A 15,424-nucleotide genomic window follows, 5' to 3' on the forward strand; every position below is an offset into this window, starting at 1 on the left:
GACCCGAAACCGTGTGATCTACCCCTGTCCAGGGTGAAGGTGCGGTAACACGCACTGGAGGCCCGAACCCACGTATGTTGAAAAATGCGGGGATGAGGTGGGGGTAGCGGAGAAATTCCAATCGAACTCGGAGATAGCTGGTTCTCCCCGAAATAGCTTTAGGGCTAGCCTCGGAATTAAGAGTCGTGGAGGTAGAGCACTGATTGGGTGCGGGGCCCGCAAGGGTTACCAAGCTCAGTCAAACTCCGAATGCCATAGACTTATATCCGGGAGTCAGACAGTGAGTGCTAAGATCCATTGTCAAAAGGGAAACAGCCCAGACCATCAGCTAAGGTCCCCAAGTGTGTGTTAAGTGGGAAAGGATGTGGAGTTGCACAGACAACCAGGATGTTGGCTTAGAAGCAGCCACCATTTAAAGAGTGCGTAATAGCTCACTGGTCGAGTGACTCTGCGCCGAAAATGTAACGGGGCTAAACACACCACCGAAGCTATGGCTTGAATCGACTTCACTGCTTCTTTGAGGTAGTGAATACTGAGATGAACATTTTTGTCAGGCTTGAGATGAAATCAAGGATGACCAAATGCACTCAGGGGATAAACACACTTCGAAGGCGGAGTGAAGTCGATTCAGGGGTAGGGGAGCGTTGTATGTAGGTTGAAGGTGTACCGTAAGGAGCGCTGGACAGCATACAAGTGAGAATGCCGGTATGAGTAACGAAAAGATCAGTGAGAATCTGATCCGCCGAAAGCCCAAGGTTTCCTGAGGAAGGCTCGTCCGCTCAGGGTAAGTCGGGACCTAAGGTGAGGCCGAAAGGCGTAATCGAAGGACAACAGGTTGAAATTCCTGTACCACCGTAAACCGTTATGAACGATGGGGTGACGCAGGAGGGTAGTGACGCGGACTGATGGATGTCCGTCCAAGCAGTGAGGCTGATGTGTAGGCAAATCCGCACATCGATAAGGCTGGGCTGTGATGGGGAGTGAAAATTACAGTAGCGAAGGTCATGATCTCACACTGCCAAGAAAAGCCTCTAGTCAGGTGAAGGTGCCCGTACCGCAAACCGACACAGGTAGGCGAGAAGAGAATTCTAAGGCGCGCGGAAGAACTCTCGTTAAGGAACTCGGCAAAATGACCCCGTAACTTCGGGAGAAGGGGTGCCTCGGTAGGGTGAATAGCCCGAGGGGGCCGCAGTGAAAAGGCCCAAGCGACTGTTTAGCAAAAACACAGGTCTGTGCGAAGCCGTAAGGCGAAGTATACGGGCTGACGCCTGCCCGGTGCTGGAAGGTTAAGGGGAGCGGTTAGGAGCAATCCGAAGCTGTGAACCGAAGCCCCAGTAAACGGCGGCCGTAACTATAACGGTCCTAAGGTAGCGAAATTCCTTGTCAGGTAAATTCTGACCCGCACGAATGGCGTAACGACTTGGGCGCTGTCTCAACGAGAGATCCGGTGAAATTTTAATACCTGTGAAGATGCAGGTTACCCGCGACAAGACGGAAAGACCCCATGGAGCTTTACTGCAGCTTGATATTGGATTTGGGTACGATCTGTACAGGATAGGTGGGAGCCTTTGAAGCATGAGCGCCAGCTTGTGTGGAGGCGACGTTGGGATACCACCCTGATCGTATCTAGGTTCTAACTTGGCACCGTGATCCGGTGCGAGGACAGTGTCAGGCGGGCAGTTTGACTGGGGCGGTCGCCTCCTAAAGAGTAACGGAGGCGCCCCAAGGTTCCCTCAGAATGGTTGGAAATCATTCGAAGAGTGCAAAGGCATAAGGGAGCTTGACTGCGAGACCTACAAGTCGAGCAGGGACGAAAGTCGGGCTTAGTGATCCGGTGGTACCGCATGGAAGGGCCATCGCTCAACGGATAAAAGCTACCCTGGGGATAACAGGCTTATCTCCCCCAAGAGTCCACATCGACGGGGAGGTTTGGCACCTCGATGTCGGCTCATCGCATCCTGGGGCTGAAGTAGGTCCCAAGGGTTGGGCTGTTCGCCCATTAAAGCGGTACGCGAGCTGGGTTCAGAACGTCGTGAGACAGTTCGGTCCCTATCTGTCGTGGGCGTAGGAAATTTGAGAGGAGCTGTCCTTAGTACGAGAGGACCGGGATGGACGTACCGCTGGTGCACCAGTTGTTCCGCCAGGAGCATGGCTGGGTAGCTACGTACGGAAGGGATAAGCGCTGAAAGCATCTAAGCGTGAAGCCCCCCTCAAGATGAGATTTCCCAACTAGTAAGACCCCTTGAAGACGACGAGGTAGATAGGTTGGAGGTGGAAGTGCAGCAATGCATGGAGCTGACCAATACTAATCGGTCGAGGGCTTATCCAAAGATATTTCAATGTGTTGCAAATTCGTTTCGTATCTAGTTTTCAGGTGATTAAGCATCTGAAGCCGTTTGGTGGCGATGGCGGAAGGGTTCCACACGTACCCATACCGAACACGACCGTTAAGCCTTCCAGCGCCGATGGTACTTGGACCGCAGGGTCCCGGGAGAGTAGGACGTCGCCAAGCGAACAACCATAAAGACCGTTATCGAGTTATCGATAACGGTCTTTTCCTGTTTGTAGATATTCTTTAAAGCTAACCTGTATGCAGTCAAATTGGTAGACATCAGGATCCTTAACTACATGTAGAGTATCCTTAAGCTTCTTTACAAGTAGTCAGAATAATTTGCGTATGTCGTCATTAGGGTTCTATATGTCTAGTCATAAGGTAGGGTAGTCGGAAGCACTGAAACAGCACCAGAACAGGGAACTAATCCGCTCATCCACCAAAGACGCTCCTTCATAATTGAAGACGTCCTAGAAAAGACGCCTTCATTATCACCATTATATCTACGTAATGTCCCATCTCTGATCGTTCCCATCGGGGATCGTGTCTGAGGGATGACTACGTTTATGCTTGGGTAACATTCCTCTGCCCATATGGCAGAACCGTAAGAGTAACACTTAAGGGTTCACCACCTCTAACGAATCCGATCTCAACCTTCTCACCAGGCTCCATGGATGTGACTTTATCCTCCAGCTCATCATAGCTGCGGATGACCTGCCCGTCCGCGCCTGTGATGATATCGCCTGCCTCTAAGCTCCCGTCCGCAGACGTACCGGGTAACACCTCAACGACCTTGACGCCCTCTAAGCTGTCACCGCGGTAAGTATAATGATTCATGCCTATCCAGCTTGACCAGAAGGTGGATCGCATGTCCGCCTCATCTTCCAGGACACTCTTCATATTACGCATAAAACGATATGTACCAAATGCCATGTTATCCATCATCATATACTCTTGCTCATTAGACCATAGCCCAGTGTACTCAATGCCAACCAGTGTCCCATCGAGATGAGGTTCCATTGTCCAAATGGTAAGCTCGTTGTCTTCACCTCTGAGCGTAAGTCTACGGTTAGGGATAAGCTCTTCAATCGTGCCGATATAGGATACGCCCCAGCCGTAATCAAGAGCGACTTGACCGCCGACCTTCAGGTCGATCTCACAATGACGGGTTTCCCAGCGGTTTCGTTCCTGCGGTTCGGTCAATGCCTTCCATGCCCGTTCCGGTGTTGTGCGGATTACAATTTCTCTCTTCACGTTCTTAAAAATAGCTGTCATTCATAAGTCCTCCTCTAGGTATTGTTTGAGCTTAGTCAGTTTGTTCTCCAGAATATGGCCAAGCTCATGCTGAAGCTGCTCATACCCGTTCTGAAAGATTGGGACGTTCAGTCGGTAGAAGCAGTACTTGCCTTCTCTGCGCTCAAGCAGCAGTTCTTCTTCGAGCAAAATAGCCAGATGTTTTTTAATGGCTGGCTGCGAAATATGAAATGCTCTCACGATCTCTAGCTGAGGGAGCTCTTGATGGGCTACCATGTTTAATATTTTCCTTCGGATGGGATCTGAAATCGCACGGTACATATCGCTCATGATTGAAATCCCTCCACACCTCATTCAGATAACCTTTTGGTTATATGTATTCATTCAGTATAGGTTCCCATCAATTGGATGTCAATATAAATGGTTGAATTGAAAATTAGGCTTTACAGAACCAAAACACTAGTGTACTATTTAACTATAACACCAATACAAAAAAGGAGTGGAACACATACATGAACGGAAACGGTTCAAAAGAACTCACAGCAGACAACACAGCCATGGGGAGCAGTGCTTCCCAAGCTGTTAACGCTATAAGCAAATCCGGCACAACGAATGCACATCCCCATCTCCATTCATCCAATAAATCGAACGCATCAGATGATCTAGGGGATGGAATGCATTCATCAGTGATACCCTCGACAAATGCTCAGAATAGTCCAGTCGTTCTTACAGTCCAGCAGGTCACCAAAACCATTGGAAAGAAGAACATCGTGGACGGACTTTCTTTTGACATTTATCGTGGTGAAATTGTGGGATTGCTTGGACCGAACGGTGCAGGCAAAACGACAACCATCCGCATGATAGTCGGACTGATCGAGATGACTCAAGGGGATGTGCATGTTAAGGGGCACAGCATCAAGAGAGATTTCGTTCAAGCCATCCGCCATATCGGGGGCATTATTGAAAATCCTGAGTTCTACCCTTACATGAGCGGCTATGACAACTTGAGACAATACCAGCGGATGTCCGAGGGCGTGACCATCACCAGAATTATGGAGGTTGTGAAGCTTGTTGGGCTGCAGGATGCCATACACAAGAAGGTTCGTGCTTATTCACTGGGTATGCGCCAACGGTTAGGGATTGCCCAGGCTTTGCTGCATAATCCATCCATCCTCATCCTTGATGAGCCGACGAATGGACTCGATCCAGCCGGTATCCGAGAGATGCGGGACTACTTGAAACAAATCGCCAAGGATGAGGGGATTGCCATACTCGTATCCAGCCACCTGCTGTCGGAGATGGAATTGATGTGCAGCCGTGTGGTTGTTATCCAGGAAGGTAAACTCGTAACCGAGCGTTCTATCGGAGGCCCAGTCGTTGATGAAGAGTTGACCACGGTAACCTTCCGCGTAAACGATGCGGCCATGGCGGAACAGACCATTAGGCATATGAAAGACATCACGCTTCTTGCCACCCAGATCGAGGAGGGCATCGTTACGGTTCAACTGACGGAAGAAGACATACCTGCATTGATCCAGTCGCTGTGCGATGCGCGGGTACGAATCTATCGGGTGGAAGAGATTAAATCTTCACTGGAAGAAGAATTTTTGAAATGGACAGGAGGCAATCGCATTGCATAGCTTTGGAAATCTCGTCTGGAACGAGTGGCTCAAAATGTTTAAAAAACGGAGTTTTTTCCTGCCGTACGTGCTGTTGGCTGGAATGGTGCTATTCATGGCGTTTATGCTCTATAAATTCAGCGGTGGCAGCAGCACTGGTTATGAGTTCGCTCAATTGGCTGTAACCACCAAGGGGATGGGACAAATGCTGACCCTGCTTGCGATCGTAGTTACGGCGGGAGCGGTAGCAAAGGAACACAGTATGGGCACCGTCAAACTGCTGCTTATACGAGCGCAGAGCCGTACCAAGATTTTGGCTTCGAAATATGTTGCCATTCTGATTTACATCCTGACCCTTGTAGCTTTCATGTTTGTTGTCTCCGTGCTGACGGGTCAGATCACGTTCGGCATGGAATCCGGCACGGTTGCAATCGGTGATGTGTTGAGGGAAGCAATCAATAATCTGGTGTATACAATCGTCTATGTAACGTTAACCTTTATGGTAGGCATATTGACGAAATCCACCGGTCCTGCCATCGGCATCGGGATGTTCATGGTTATTATGGAAAGCATGGCTGTACAGCTGCTTGCACGTTATTCCTGGTCCAAATACCTGCTGTTCACGAACGTGGATCTTTCCATGTACAGCGGGGGAGGCAGTTCCCTGATACCGGGAATGAGCCTGACATTTTCAATTATTGTGCTCGCTGTATATCTTCTCTTGTTTCTTACGGCAGGCTTTGTTACGTTTAAAAAACGGGATGTCGCATAAGGAACCTCGAGAGAGGTAGAGCGGCGGAAAGGAGCAACCCGACAGTGAGTATAGAATTCGACAATAATCTGCCGATCTATTTACAGATCATGACGTATTTAAAGAAAGAAATTATAATCGGTAAACTTCAGCCCGGTGATAAAATCCCATCGGTCCGAGAATTAGCAAGTGAGCTTCAAATAAATCCAAACACGGTGCAGCGAACATTTCAAGAATTGGAGCGTGAGGGTATTGTGGAGACACGGCGGGGATTGGGCCGATATGTGACAAGCGAGGAATCGAAGATTATGGCGATAAAAAAAGAAATGGCCGGCGATCTGCTGGAGCGGTTTATTCGCGGAATGCAGGAGCTGGGCTTTAAAGATCAGGATATCATATCGATCGTGGAAGATGCAGTGAAGCAGTCATGATCAATAGCGGAGGTGAAACCATGGTGGAGAACTTGTTGCAGGTCCGCAGCGTAAACAAGACCTACGCCGGCGGCCGGAGAGCATTACATGACATAAACCTGAATATTCATGGTGGAAAAATCATTGGTTTGCTGGGTACCAACGGAAGCGGAAAGAGTACGCTTATGAAGATTGCGGCAGGCTTGATCCAGCCTTCGACCGGCGGTGTTGAAGTGAACGGCAAGCCGGTCGGACTGGAGACCAAAGCTATCGTATCCTTCATGCCCGACCGTCCTGTGACGGAGCCCTGGATGAAGGTATCGGATGCGGTGGCATACTTCAAGGATTTTTATGAGGACTTTAATGTTGAGAAAGCCCACAATATGCTGGAATTCATGAATTTGAAGGCGAATGATCGCATCAGTTCCTTGTCCAAAGGAATGAACGAGCGCCTGCAGTTAACACTGGCTTTGTCCCGTGAAGCCCAGCTGTATATGCTGGATGAACCCATTGGTGGAGTGGATCCGGTAGCAAGGGGCAAGATTTTGGATGCGATTGTTGAATTCTACAACGAGGACAGCAGCATTATCATTTCGACCCATCTGGTCCGGGATATTGAGCGGATATTTGATGAAGTGATTTTTATTCGCAACGGCGAAGTTGTCATGCATGACGAAGTAGAGAACATCCGCCTTAAGCACGGAAAAAGCGTGGATGAGATGTTTAAAGAGGTGTATGCGGAATGATGAAACTGTTGAAATACGACTGGAAGAGAAACTCGACAACGCTGCTTGGCGCATTCGCGATACTTCTGATCGTACAGATTGCGATCACGGTGGCGGGCTCCATCAGAGACTGGGAGCTTGGAATCATGCTTGGGTTAAGCATGCTGGCCTACGGCTCTGTAAGTGTCCTACTGGTGGTTGTCGCTAGCAAGACATTCGACTTTAATATCAAGGCGTACCACCGTCGCCTGCTTCCTGTTCGTTCGGTTTGGAGCGTAGCTTCCTCGCTTATAATGGCATGTGTGAGTCTGCTTGTGCTTGGCATACTGGCGGCTTTGCATATGTGGTATTATTGGAACTCGGCCGGCATACCGCTGCAAGACATCCATTTATCTGAATTTCCTATTACGTATGCAATTGGGCTGGCGCTGATGATGGCTTGGAAGTTGATCTACTTGATGATCACAATATTTTTCTCCATTACGGTTGCCAGAAGCATTACGAAAAAGGGGAGCGTTTGGATCGGCATTCTGGTATTCTTCGCACTGCAAAATATTCTTGGCTGGCTCAGCCATGTAATCTTTGGTGAAAAGGTGGCGTGGGTCGGGCCGATGGCTACCATCTCTTTTGGGAATGAGACAGACTTTGCCGTATCTGCCGGAGAGTATACGCTGGCATGGGGAGCCCTTGCGTTTGAAGTCGTGCTTGCAGCCTTGATCCTATACGCAACGGTCTATCTGATTGATCGGAAAGTGGAAGTTTAGTTTAACCATAGAGATAACACTGTCATGGAGATGAAGAAGGCAAGAATATATAGTAAGAGACGAAGAAGCTGCCCGGAACAGGGCAGTTTCTTTTTGGTATGGAAGGAGATTACCCTTGCCAAGCCGAACCTATCAGTATACTTCATGATCGAAATAACTCATCATATGAAGTTATAGCAAGGAGATAATATGTAGGAATATGCTAAACATTATAACGTTATATTCACGTATCGATTGTTCTATGCTATGCTATAAGCACGATACACAGATTACACACCATATAAATCGGCGAAATAACGAGGATAACGGCTGGATCGGCAAGGCTAAAGGGGTGGGATTATGAAGATTTTGGAACAGCGCTTTGTGTTGCGCAATGTACAGACGGTGTTTGATGATCAACCTTTTGACATGGTTATGGAGAACGGATTTATTACCGAAATAACGGCTGCGAATACGGCCACCGGTGCTGATCAGTTTGATTGCACGGGCCTCTATGTCTCCAGCGGCTGGATTGATATGCATGTCCATGCGGTTGCCAAGCTTGAGCCCTACGGGGATGTCATTGATGAGATTGGCGTTAAGCAAGGGGTTGCCACTATTATCGACGCAGGCAGCTGCGGTGCGGACGGGATTGGGGAGCTGGCAGACGAGGTAGCCCGGTCCAAGACCAATGTGTTTGCTTTTTTGAATATATCCCATATTGGTCTGCAACGAATCGATGAGCTTTCCAGTCTGGATTGGGTTGACGCCGACAAGGCAATAAAAGCGATACGCACCTATCCGGATCTGATCATTGGACTTAAGGCAAGAATCAGCAAAAGCGTCGTGAAGGATAATGGGGTAGAGCCGCTTCGTCTCGCAAGGAAACTGTCCGAGAAAACATCGCTTCCGCTGATGGTACATATCGGATCGGGACCCCCGCCTATTGAAGAGGTATTGGAGCTGCTTTCGAAGGACGACATTATTACCCATTATTTAAACGGAAAAGCCAACAATTTATTTGATTCGGACGGTAAGCCGATCCCGGCACTGGTAGAGGCGATAGCCCGCGGCGTCCATCTGGATGTGGGTCATGGAACAGCAAGCTTTTCGTTCCTGGTAGCGGAATATGCAAAGAACCAGGGGATTAAGCCCAATACAATCAGCACGGATATTTATCGCGGTAATCGTATGAACGGTCCGGTGTACAGTCTGGCCAGCGTGATGACCAAGTTCCTTTATTTGGGCTACAGCTTGCAGGAGGTGGTCTCAGCCGTAACGGACCATGCCGCTGCTTGGCTTCGACGGCCGGAGCTGGGGAGAATCCAAGTGGGTGATGCAGCACACCTGACGCTGTTTACGGTGCAGCAGGGGCCGCTGAGTTTAACGGATTCCGAAGGGGAGACAAGAATCGCCGACCGATATATCGAAGCCAAGGGAGTGGTAGTCAATGGATCATTCATTACATGCTAAGTATGGATTGAAACGAGTGGTTAATGCCAGTGGCCGCATGAGCATTCTCGGAGTATCTGCACCAACGGATACCGTGATGGAAGCGATGCGGATCGGTGGCCAGAGTTACGTGGAGATCGCAGATCTGGTAGACAAAGCCGGCGATTACATGGCGCGCATACTCGGTTCGGAGGCAGCGGTAGTTGTCAATTCCGCTTCCAGCGGCATCGCATTATCCGTAGCAGCCATTGTAACCGAGGGCAATCGCAGACGCAGTGATCGGCTGCATCAGGAGCCGATTGCCAAGAACGAAATCATTATGTTCAAGGGACACAATGTGCAGTATGGAGCTCCCGTTGAAACGATGGTTTACCTCGGAGGAGGTAAGGTTGTTGAGGTGGGTTATGCCAACGAAGGGCGCAAGGAACATATCGCCGAAGCGATTCATGAGCGCACCGCTGCTATCTTGTATGTGAAATCACATCACTGCGTGCAGAAAAATATGATTTCGGTGGAAGAGGCAGCTGAAGTCGCCAAGGCTCACGGGCTTCCGCTGATCGTGGATGCGGCGGCTGAAGAGGATATCCAGAAGTATGTGAAATACGGTGATCTGGCTATATACAGCGGCTCCAAAGCCATTGAGGGTCCAACCTCCGGCATCGTAGGCGGCAAGCGGCAATACGTGGAGTGGGTGAAGGCGCAGCTGCAAGGCATTGGGCGAAGCATGAAGGTAGGCAAGGAAACCACATTTGGATTGCTCCAGGCGCTGGATGAGTACATGGTGAAGGAAGACAAGAGTGAACAGGAGAAGGCTGCACTCGAGGAAATGAAGTCCTTATCGGATTTGCCGGGCATTGAGGTTACCATCGTGCAGGATGAGGCAGGCCGCTCCATCTTCCGGGGACGTGTGAAAGTAGGCGAAGAAGCTGCGGGAGTCAGCGCCAAATCGATGAACGATCAGCTTCGCGAGGGCGATATCGCCATATACACAAGGGATTACGGTGTGCGGCAGGGGTATTTTGACATCGATCCACGCTCGCTTTCCGGCGATGATTTGCAAGTCATTTTAACAAGAATACAGCAGATTGCAGGGGGAAACTAAAATGGCCAATATGGAGAAACGTCTTTACAGAAACCGCGCAGCACTGAATGTGCTTGCAGGCAGCATCCAGAATGCAAAGGAAATATTCGAAGCAGCGGAAGGACATGTGGTGGTCGGTGTGTTGTCGAAGAACTATCCGAACGTGCAAGAGGCCATTATCGCGATGAAGGAGTACGGTGCTGTTATTGAAGATGCCGTGTCTATCGGACTTGGAGCAGGGGATAACCGGCAAGCGGCAGTCGTAGCAGAGATCGTGAAGGGCTATCCAGGCACGCATATCAATCAGGTATTCCCTGCCGTTGGCGCTACCCGTGCTAACTTGGGGGGAGAGGAAAGCTGGATAAACAGCCTTGTGTCCCCTTCGGGTCAGGTGGGCTACGTGAACATATCTACCGGCCCGGTGAGCGCTGCCGGAACGGATGCGGCCATCATTCCTATTAAAGCCGCTATTGCGCTTGTGCGCGATATGGGAGGCAATGCACTGAAATATTTCCCGATGCAGGGGCTGAAGCTAGAGGATGAATACCGCGCGGTAGCGAAGGCATGTGCAGAGGAAGGTTTTGCGCTCGAGCCGACTGGTGGCATCGATAAAGAGAATTTTGAAGCGATTGTACGTATTGCATTGGAAGCGAGAGTACAGCAGGTTATTCCTCACGTATATTCCTCCATCATCGATTCAACCAGCGGCGATACCATCATCAGTGATGTTCGGGAACTGCATCAAAAGTTAAAAGCGCTGGTTGACCAATATGCCTAAGAGAATCGCTGCCTATGGCGAAGTGATGATGCGGCTGCAAGTACCAGGGTATGCATCTTTGGCTCAGGAGAGCCATTTGAATTACTCCTTCTCGGGCACCGGTGTCAATATCGCATCGGCCATCGCCAGATTCGGTCATACCGGATATCTGGTCAGCACGCTGCCGGATAACCCGCTTGGTGAAGCGGCGATCTCATACCTGCGCAAGCTTGGTATTGGCACATCGCTGATTAGCCGGGGAGGCAAATACGTGGGCATGTATTTCCTGGAGAACGGCTTCGGTGTGCGGCCCGGACGTGTCACGTACACGGATCGGCTGGGCAGCAGTTTTAATACGGCAGCGGATGAGATGTACGATTTCGGGGCGATTGCCGAAAGCGTGGATATGATACACTTTTGCGGCATTACCCTCTCGATGAACGACACGGTGCGGGGGCAGATGAAGACGTTGGCCAGGGAAGTTAAGGCAAGAGGCGGTACGGTTGTGTTCGATTGCAACTATCGTCCCTCTTTATGGGGTGCGGACCGCTACGACTTTGCCAAGCCGCACTATGAGGAAATGCTGTCATTGGCGGACATTGTTTTTATGAACGAGAAAGACGCTCTCTATATTCTCGGCATGGAGACGACGCGTGAAGACCGGAACGAGCAGCTGCAGGAGTTGATTCCGCAGGTAGCCGCGAAGTATAATATTACGGTTGCGTCGGGGACCCACCGCAAGATCAACGGGGATAATACCCATTCCCTGCGAGGATATCTATACACGGACGGAGTCTTTTATTTTTCCCAAACATTGACGTTCTCCGTTCATGACCGTATCGGAGCAGGCGACGCCTATGCCAGTGGTGTGCTTCACGGAATTTCAGAGGGATATGAACCGGGACGGACGGTTGATTTTGCCGCCGCTGCCGCGATGCTTGCCCATACCGTAACGGGAGATACGCCGACGGCGAATGAACGCGAAGTCCTTCAGGCGATGAGTCAGCATATGTCTGATGTGGAAAGGTAGGAGGAAGTATGTCGATCACGCGGAAGAACGGTCCATTATATCTGCAAATCAAGAAGATCATTAAAGATCGGATTCTGCATGGGGTTTACCCACTTGGTGCCCATATTCCTTCCGAGCCGCAGCTGGAGCAGGAATTCAATGTCAGCAAAATGACAGTTCGTAATGCCATCCAGGAGCTGTATCAGGAGGGATATGTAGAGAAACGGAGCGGAGTGGGAACGATTGTGACCCGGAACACCTCCTTTTCCAAACTTTCCAAGGGCAAGCTGTTTACGGAGATTTTGGTTGAAGAAGGACACCAGATTCGGAAGCGCCACCTGAAGACGGAATGGGTGCATAACGAGCCGGATAGTGAATTATACTTGAAATTCGGCGAACGGTGCCTGCTTATTGAACGGTTGTATTTGCTCGACGGGAACCCTTATATTTACTATACACATTATGTGTCAGCTCAAGTGGATATGGGGGAGGAGTTCGATTCCAACGAACTGCTATCCCTGTATGACCGTATCGAGGAGAGTCAAATTACGTTGGAGAATTTCCGGGATCGCTTTCTGGCGACCGTAGCCGATGATGAGATTGCACCACTGCTTGAAGTAAGTGCAGGCGCACCGCTGCTCAAGCGGTTGAGATCCTCGTACGACGGAGCGGGCAGCATGATTGAATACAGTATCGGTTATTATAATACGGAATTACAGCATTATTTGATCAGTTATGATGTTTGATGGCGTGAATTTATAGATGGTGATGAAGAAGTGGCCCTTAAACCGGTGTTTATCGGAAATGGAGGCTGCTTCTTTTTTTTTGCCGCCATATTGAATGGATCTTCAGAAAAAGGCTATAAGGGTTCGAATTAGTGGGTACAATAAGAATAAATGGACTGCAGGATGAATTCGCTAAGATCCTCTTGGCAAAATGAAAAAATGTGCTATAATGAGATTAAAGTCAAAGAAAGTCAAAGTCAACGAGAGGGTTCGCTGATTTTGATTATGGTTAAACCAAGTATAAGCAAGGCTCTGTGCGGACGTGTAAGATCACTATCCGTCTTAACGTTTCAAACAGTGGAGGATGAACAGACCATGCGTAATATCTCTGATATTATCGAACAATACCTGAAGAGCATACTGCAGGAAAGTCCGGAAGGCACCGTTGAAATTCAGCGTAACGATCTGGCAGAGCAATTTTCTTGCGTTCCTTCCCAGATTAATTACGTCATCAGTACACGGTTTACCTTGGAGAAGGGCTTTCTCGTGGAAAGCAAGCGCGGCGGGGGCGGTTACATACGCATCCAGCGTATTGAGCTTCCTCAGCATACTGCACTCCAGCAGCATCTTCATCATACAATCGGCAGCATGATTGATCAGACGGTAGCGGAAGGGCTGATCTATCAGCTGGAGGAATCCCGGTTTTTGACGAGGCGGGAGGCCAGTCTGATGCGGGCCGCCATTTCAAGGGAATGCCTGAATGTGAAGCTTCCTTATCGGGATGAGCTGCGTGCAAGGATTATGAAGGCGATGCTTATTTCTTTATTAGGTAAGTGAGTCTGTGTAAGGAGGCATTGGATATGGTATGCCAAGAATGCGGTAAACGGCCAGCGACACTTCATTTCACCAAAATTGTGAACGGGGAAAAAACAGAGTTTCATTTTTGCGAAACTTGTGCCCGCGAAAAAGGGGAATTGATCCCCGGTACGTCGAATGGTTTTTCTATACACAGTTTGCTGTCGGGTCTCCTGGATCTGGATCCTTCAGGCAAGGGCCAGACTCCCGGTGCCAAAATGGCTCAGACGCTGCAATGTGAAGAATGCGGTATGACGTATTCGCAGTTCAGCAAGCTTGGCCGATTCGGCTGCAGCTCGTGTTATAAATATTTCTCGGATCGATTGGATCCGTTGTTCAAGCGAGTCCATGGCGGTACATCCCATGTTGGCAAGGTGCCGAAGCGCACAGGGGGTCGTATTCAGATCAAACGCCAAATCGACGAGCTTAAGAAAGAACTTCAATTCCGGATTGTGCAGGAGGAATTCGAAACCGCCGCCGAGATCCGGGACCAGATCCGTGAGCTGGAGAAGAATATCGCTCAGGGATAAGATCTAATGAGTATGCACTTTAGTAGGAGGAATGCGTGATGTCTAATCTCCGGTTTACCGATACGGCGCTCAGCGAGTGGATGCGCGGAACCGGTCAGGATTCCGACATTGTCATCAGCACCCGTGTCAGGGTGGCGCGCAATCTGCAGCATCTTCCTTTCCCGCTGCTGGCAACGGATCAGCAGTCAGGAGAAGTGCTAGAGCGCCTGACCCGTGTGTTAAATGATAAGGAAGATTTGCAGGATTTTGGGGATTTGCATGTAATTAAATTAAGTGAGATTGATGAGCTGGATAAGAAGGTTCTCGTTGAGAAGCATCTGATCAGTCCCAATCTGGCGAATGAATCCCGTAATGGTGCAGTCATCCTTACCGAAGATGAGTCCGTCAGCATTATGATCAATGAAGAGGATCATCTACGCATACAGTGCTTATATCCCGGATTTCAGGTTCGGGAGGCATGGGAACGTGCCACTGCGCTGGATGATGTTTTTGAATCCGAAATCGATTATGCGTTTGATGACAAACGAGGTTATCTCACAAGCTGTCCGACGAATGTCGGTACCGGTCTTCGGGCCTCTGTCATGATGCATCTGCCGGCTCTCGTTATGACGCAGCAGATCAATCGAATTCTTTCGGCTGTATCGCAGGTGGGTCTGACCGTAAGAGGAATTTATGGTGAAGGCAGCGAAGCATTAGGCAACCTGTTTCAAATCTCGAATCAGATAACGCTCGGTCAAACCGAGGCGGAGATCATCGAGAATCTTCACAGCGTCGCCCTGCAGATCATCGAGCATGAGAAGAATGCCAGAGCGCGGCTCTTGGGTGACTCCAAGCTCCGTATTACGGACCGGGTGATGCGTTCTTACGGCATACTGTCCTACGCGGCAGTAATGGATTCGAAGGAAGCAGCCCAACGCTTGTCCGACGTTCGACTTGGGGTGGATCTCGGCCTCCTGGAAGGTCCGGAAATTCCGGTAATGAATGAGCTGAATGTGAAGACACAGCCGGGTTTTCTGCAAAAAACCTTTGGAGAGGGCATGCATCCTTCCGAACGAGATATGTACAGGGCTAAACTCATCAGAGAAACATTAGGTAACCATTAAGGATTGATTCTCGTTTTACTAATGGATGAACGGAAACGTCGCAATAACTGGCGATACACCGAAATCCGCGAGGTTAAA

General features: G+C 49.6%; 15 protein-coding genes and 2 rRNA genes (1 of these 17 running past the window's edge). 15 read left to right on the top strand and 2 right to left on the bottom strand.

Annotated features, from left to right (window positions below; translation table 11 throughout):
- Positions 1-2,329, top strand: a 23S ribosomal RNA gene (locus WDY75_RS03165); it begins 717 nt to the left of the window's first position.
- Between the two features lie 66 nt (positions 2,330-2,395).
- Positions 2,396-2,512, top strand: a 5S ribosomal RNA gene (gene rrf, locus WDY75_RS03170).
- 384 nt (positions 2,513-2,896) lie between these two features.
- Here rrf and WDY75_RS03175 read toward each other — a convergent pair.
- A complete protein-coding gene (locus WDY75_RS03175) occupies positions 2,897-3,607 on the bottom strand; it encodes an SRPBCC domain-containing protein (protein WP_006212971.1) in 711 nt (236 codons plus the stop codon).
- Positions 3,608-3,916, bottom strand: a complete 309-nt coding sequence (locus tag WDY75_RS03180; protein ID WP_006212970.1) for a metalloregulator ArsR/SmtB family transcription factor — start codon at positions 3,914-3,916, stop codon at positions 3,608-3,610.
- Between the two features lie 344 nt (positions 3,917-4,260).
- On the opposite strand from WDY75_RS03180, the gene WDY75_RS03185 reads away from it, so the two are divergent.
- The 13 genes from WDY75_RS03185 (at position 4,261) to WDY75_RS03245 (ending at position 15,346) form a co-directional block, all read left to right on the top strand.
- A complete protein-coding gene (locus WDY75_RS03185; RefSeq protein WP_100086548.1) occupies positions 4,261-5,226 on the top strand; it encodes an ABC transporter ATP-binding protein in 966 nt (321 codons plus the stop codon).
- A complete protein-coding gene (locus WDY75_RS03190) occupies positions 5,219-5,977 on the top strand; it encodes an ABC transporter permease (RefSeq protein WP_063477869.1) in 759 nt (252 codons plus the stop codon). The genes WDY75_RS03185 and WDY75_RS03190 overlap by 8 nt, the downstream gene beginning before the upstream one ends.
- Positions 5,978-6,021: 44 nt before the next feature.
- Positions 6,022-6,387, top strand: coding sequence for a GntR family transcriptional regulator (locus WDY75_RS03195; RefSeq protein ID WP_006212967.1), 366 nt, complete (start codon positions 6,022-6,024; stop codon positions 6,385-6,387).
- Between the two features lie 20 nt (positions 6,388-6,407).
- Positions 6,408-7,112 carry an ABC transporter ATP-binding protein gene (locus WDY75_RS03200; protein ID WP_063477868.1) on the top strand — a complete coding sequence of 235 codons (705 nt, stop codon included), beginning with the start codon at positions 6,408-6,410 and terminating at the stop codon, positions 7,110-7,112.
- Positions 7,109-7,855, top strand: coding sequence for a hypothetical protein (locus tag WDY75_RS03205; RefSeq protein WP_006212965.1), 747 nt, complete (start codon positions 7,109-7,111; stop codon positions 7,853-7,855). The genes WDY75_RS03200 and WDY75_RS03205 overlap by 4 nt, the downstream gene beginning before the upstream one ends.
- Positions 7,856-8,203: 348 nt before the next feature.
- Positions 8,204-9,307 carry an amidohydrolase/deacetylase family metallohydrolase gene (locus tag WDY75_RS03210; protein WP_172964026.1) on the top strand — a complete coding sequence of 368 codons (1,104 nt, stop codon included), beginning with the start codon at positions 8,204-8,206 and terminating at the stop codon, positions 9,305-9,307.
- Positions 9,285-10,388: a DgaE family pyridoxal phosphate-dependent ammonia lyase gene (locus WDY75_RS03215; RefSeq protein WP_063477867.1), complete on the top strand. Its 1,104-nt coding sequence runs from the start codon at positions 9,285-9,287 to the stop codon at positions 10,386-10,388. The genes WDY75_RS03210 and WDY75_RS03215 overlap by 23 nt, the downstream gene beginning before the upstream one ends.
- 1 nt (position 10,389) lies before the next feature.
- Positions 10,390-11,145, top strand: a complete 756-nt coding sequence (dagF, locus tag WDY75_RS03220) for a 2-dehydro-3-deoxy-phosphogluconate aldolase (protein WP_036638400.1) — start codon at positions 10,390-10,392, stop codon at positions 11,143-11,145.
- The gene (locus WDY75_RS03225; RefSeq protein ID WP_063477866.1) at positions 11,138-12,154 is read left to right on the top strand and encodes a sugar kinase; all 1,017 of its coding nucleotides are present in this window, start codon (positions 11,138-11,140) and stop codon (positions 12,152-12,154) included. Before dagF ends, WDY75_RS03225 begins: the two co-directional genes overlap by 8 nt.
- An 8-nt stretch (positions 12,155-12,162) precedes the next feature.
- Positions 12,163-12,879: a GntR family transcriptional regulator gene (locus WDY75_RS03230; protein ID WP_006212960.1), complete on the top strand. Its 717-nt coding sequence runs from the start codon at positions 12,163-12,165 to the stop codon at positions 12,877-12,879.
- Between the two features lie 354 nt (positions 12,880-13,233).
- Positions 13,234-13,695, top strand: a complete 462-nt coding sequence (locus tag WDY75_RS03235; protein ID WP_006212959.1) for a CtsR family transcriptional regulator — start codon at positions 13,234-13,236, stop codon at positions 13,693-13,695.
- 23 nt (positions 13,696-13,718) lie between these two features.
- A complete protein-coding gene (locus WDY75_RS03240) occupies positions 13,719-14,243 on the top strand; it encodes a UvrB/UvrC motif-containing protein (protein ID WP_006212958.1) in 525 nt (174 codons plus the stop codon).
- A gap of 38 nt (positions 14,244-14,281) precedes the next feature.
- On the top strand, positions 14,282-15,346 hold the full coding sequence (locus tag WDY75_RS03245; protein WP_006212957.1) for a protein arginine kinase: 1,065 nt from the start codon (positions 14,282-14,284) through the stop codon (positions 15,344-15,346).
- Positions 15,347-15,424 lie beyond the last annotated feature (78 nt).

It is taken from the genome of Paenibacillus glucanolyticus (assembly GCF_037333485.1).
Taxonomy (GTDB): Bacteria; Bacillota; Bacilli; order Paenibacillales; family Paenibacillaceae; genus Paenibacillus_AQ; species Paenibacillus_AQ glucanolyticus.

Bases quoted from the DNA above. Each gene is read 5' to 3' on its own strand.
- WDY75_RS03175 (WP_006212971.1), bottom strand. From the start codon at position 3,607: ATGACAGCTATTTTTAAGAACGTGAAGAGAGAAATTGTAATCCGCACA.
- WDY75_RS03180 (WP_006212970.1), bottom strand. From the start codon at position 3,916: ATGAGCGATATGTACCGTGCGATTTCAGATCCCATCCGAAGGAAAATA.
- WDY75_RS03185 (WP_100086548.1), top strand. From the start codon at position 4,261: ATGCATTCATCAGTGATACCCTCGACAAATGCTCAGAATAGTCCAGTC.
- WDY75_RS03200 (WP_063477868.1), top strand. From the start codon at position 6,408: ATGGTGGAGAACTTGTTGCAGGTCCGCAGCGTAAACAAGACCTACGCC.
- WDY75_RS03205 (WP_006212965.1), top strand. From the start codon at position 7,109: ATGATGAAACTGTTGAAATACGACTGGAAGAGAAACTCGACAACGCTG.
- WDY75_RS03215 (WP_063477867.1), top strand. From the start codon at position 9,285: ATGGATCATTCATTACATGCTAAGTATGGATTGAAACGAGTGGTTAAT.
- dagF (WP_036638400.1), top strand. From the start codon at position 10,390: ATGGCCAATATGGAGAAACGTCTTTACAGAAACCGCGCAGCACTGAAT.
- WDY75_RS03225 (WP_063477866.1), top strand. From the start codon at position 11,138: ATGCCTAAGAGAATCGCTGCCTATGGCGAAGTGATGATGCGGCTGCAA.
- WDY75_RS03230 (WP_006212960.1), top strand. From the start codon at position 12,163: ATGTCGATCACGCGGAAGAACGGTCCATTATATCTGCAAATCAAGAAG.
- WDY75_RS03235 (WP_006212959.1), top strand. From the start codon at position 13,234: ATGCGTAATATCTCTGATATTATCGAACAATACCTGAAGAGCATACTG.
- WDY75_RS03240 (WP_006212958.1), top strand. From the start codon at position 13,719: ATGGTATGCCAAGAATGCGGTAAACGGCCAGCGACACTTCATTTCACC.
- WDY75_RS03245 (WP_006212957.1), top strand. From the start codon at position 14,282: ATGTCTAATCTCCGGTTTACCGATACGGCGCTCAGCGAGTGGATGCGC.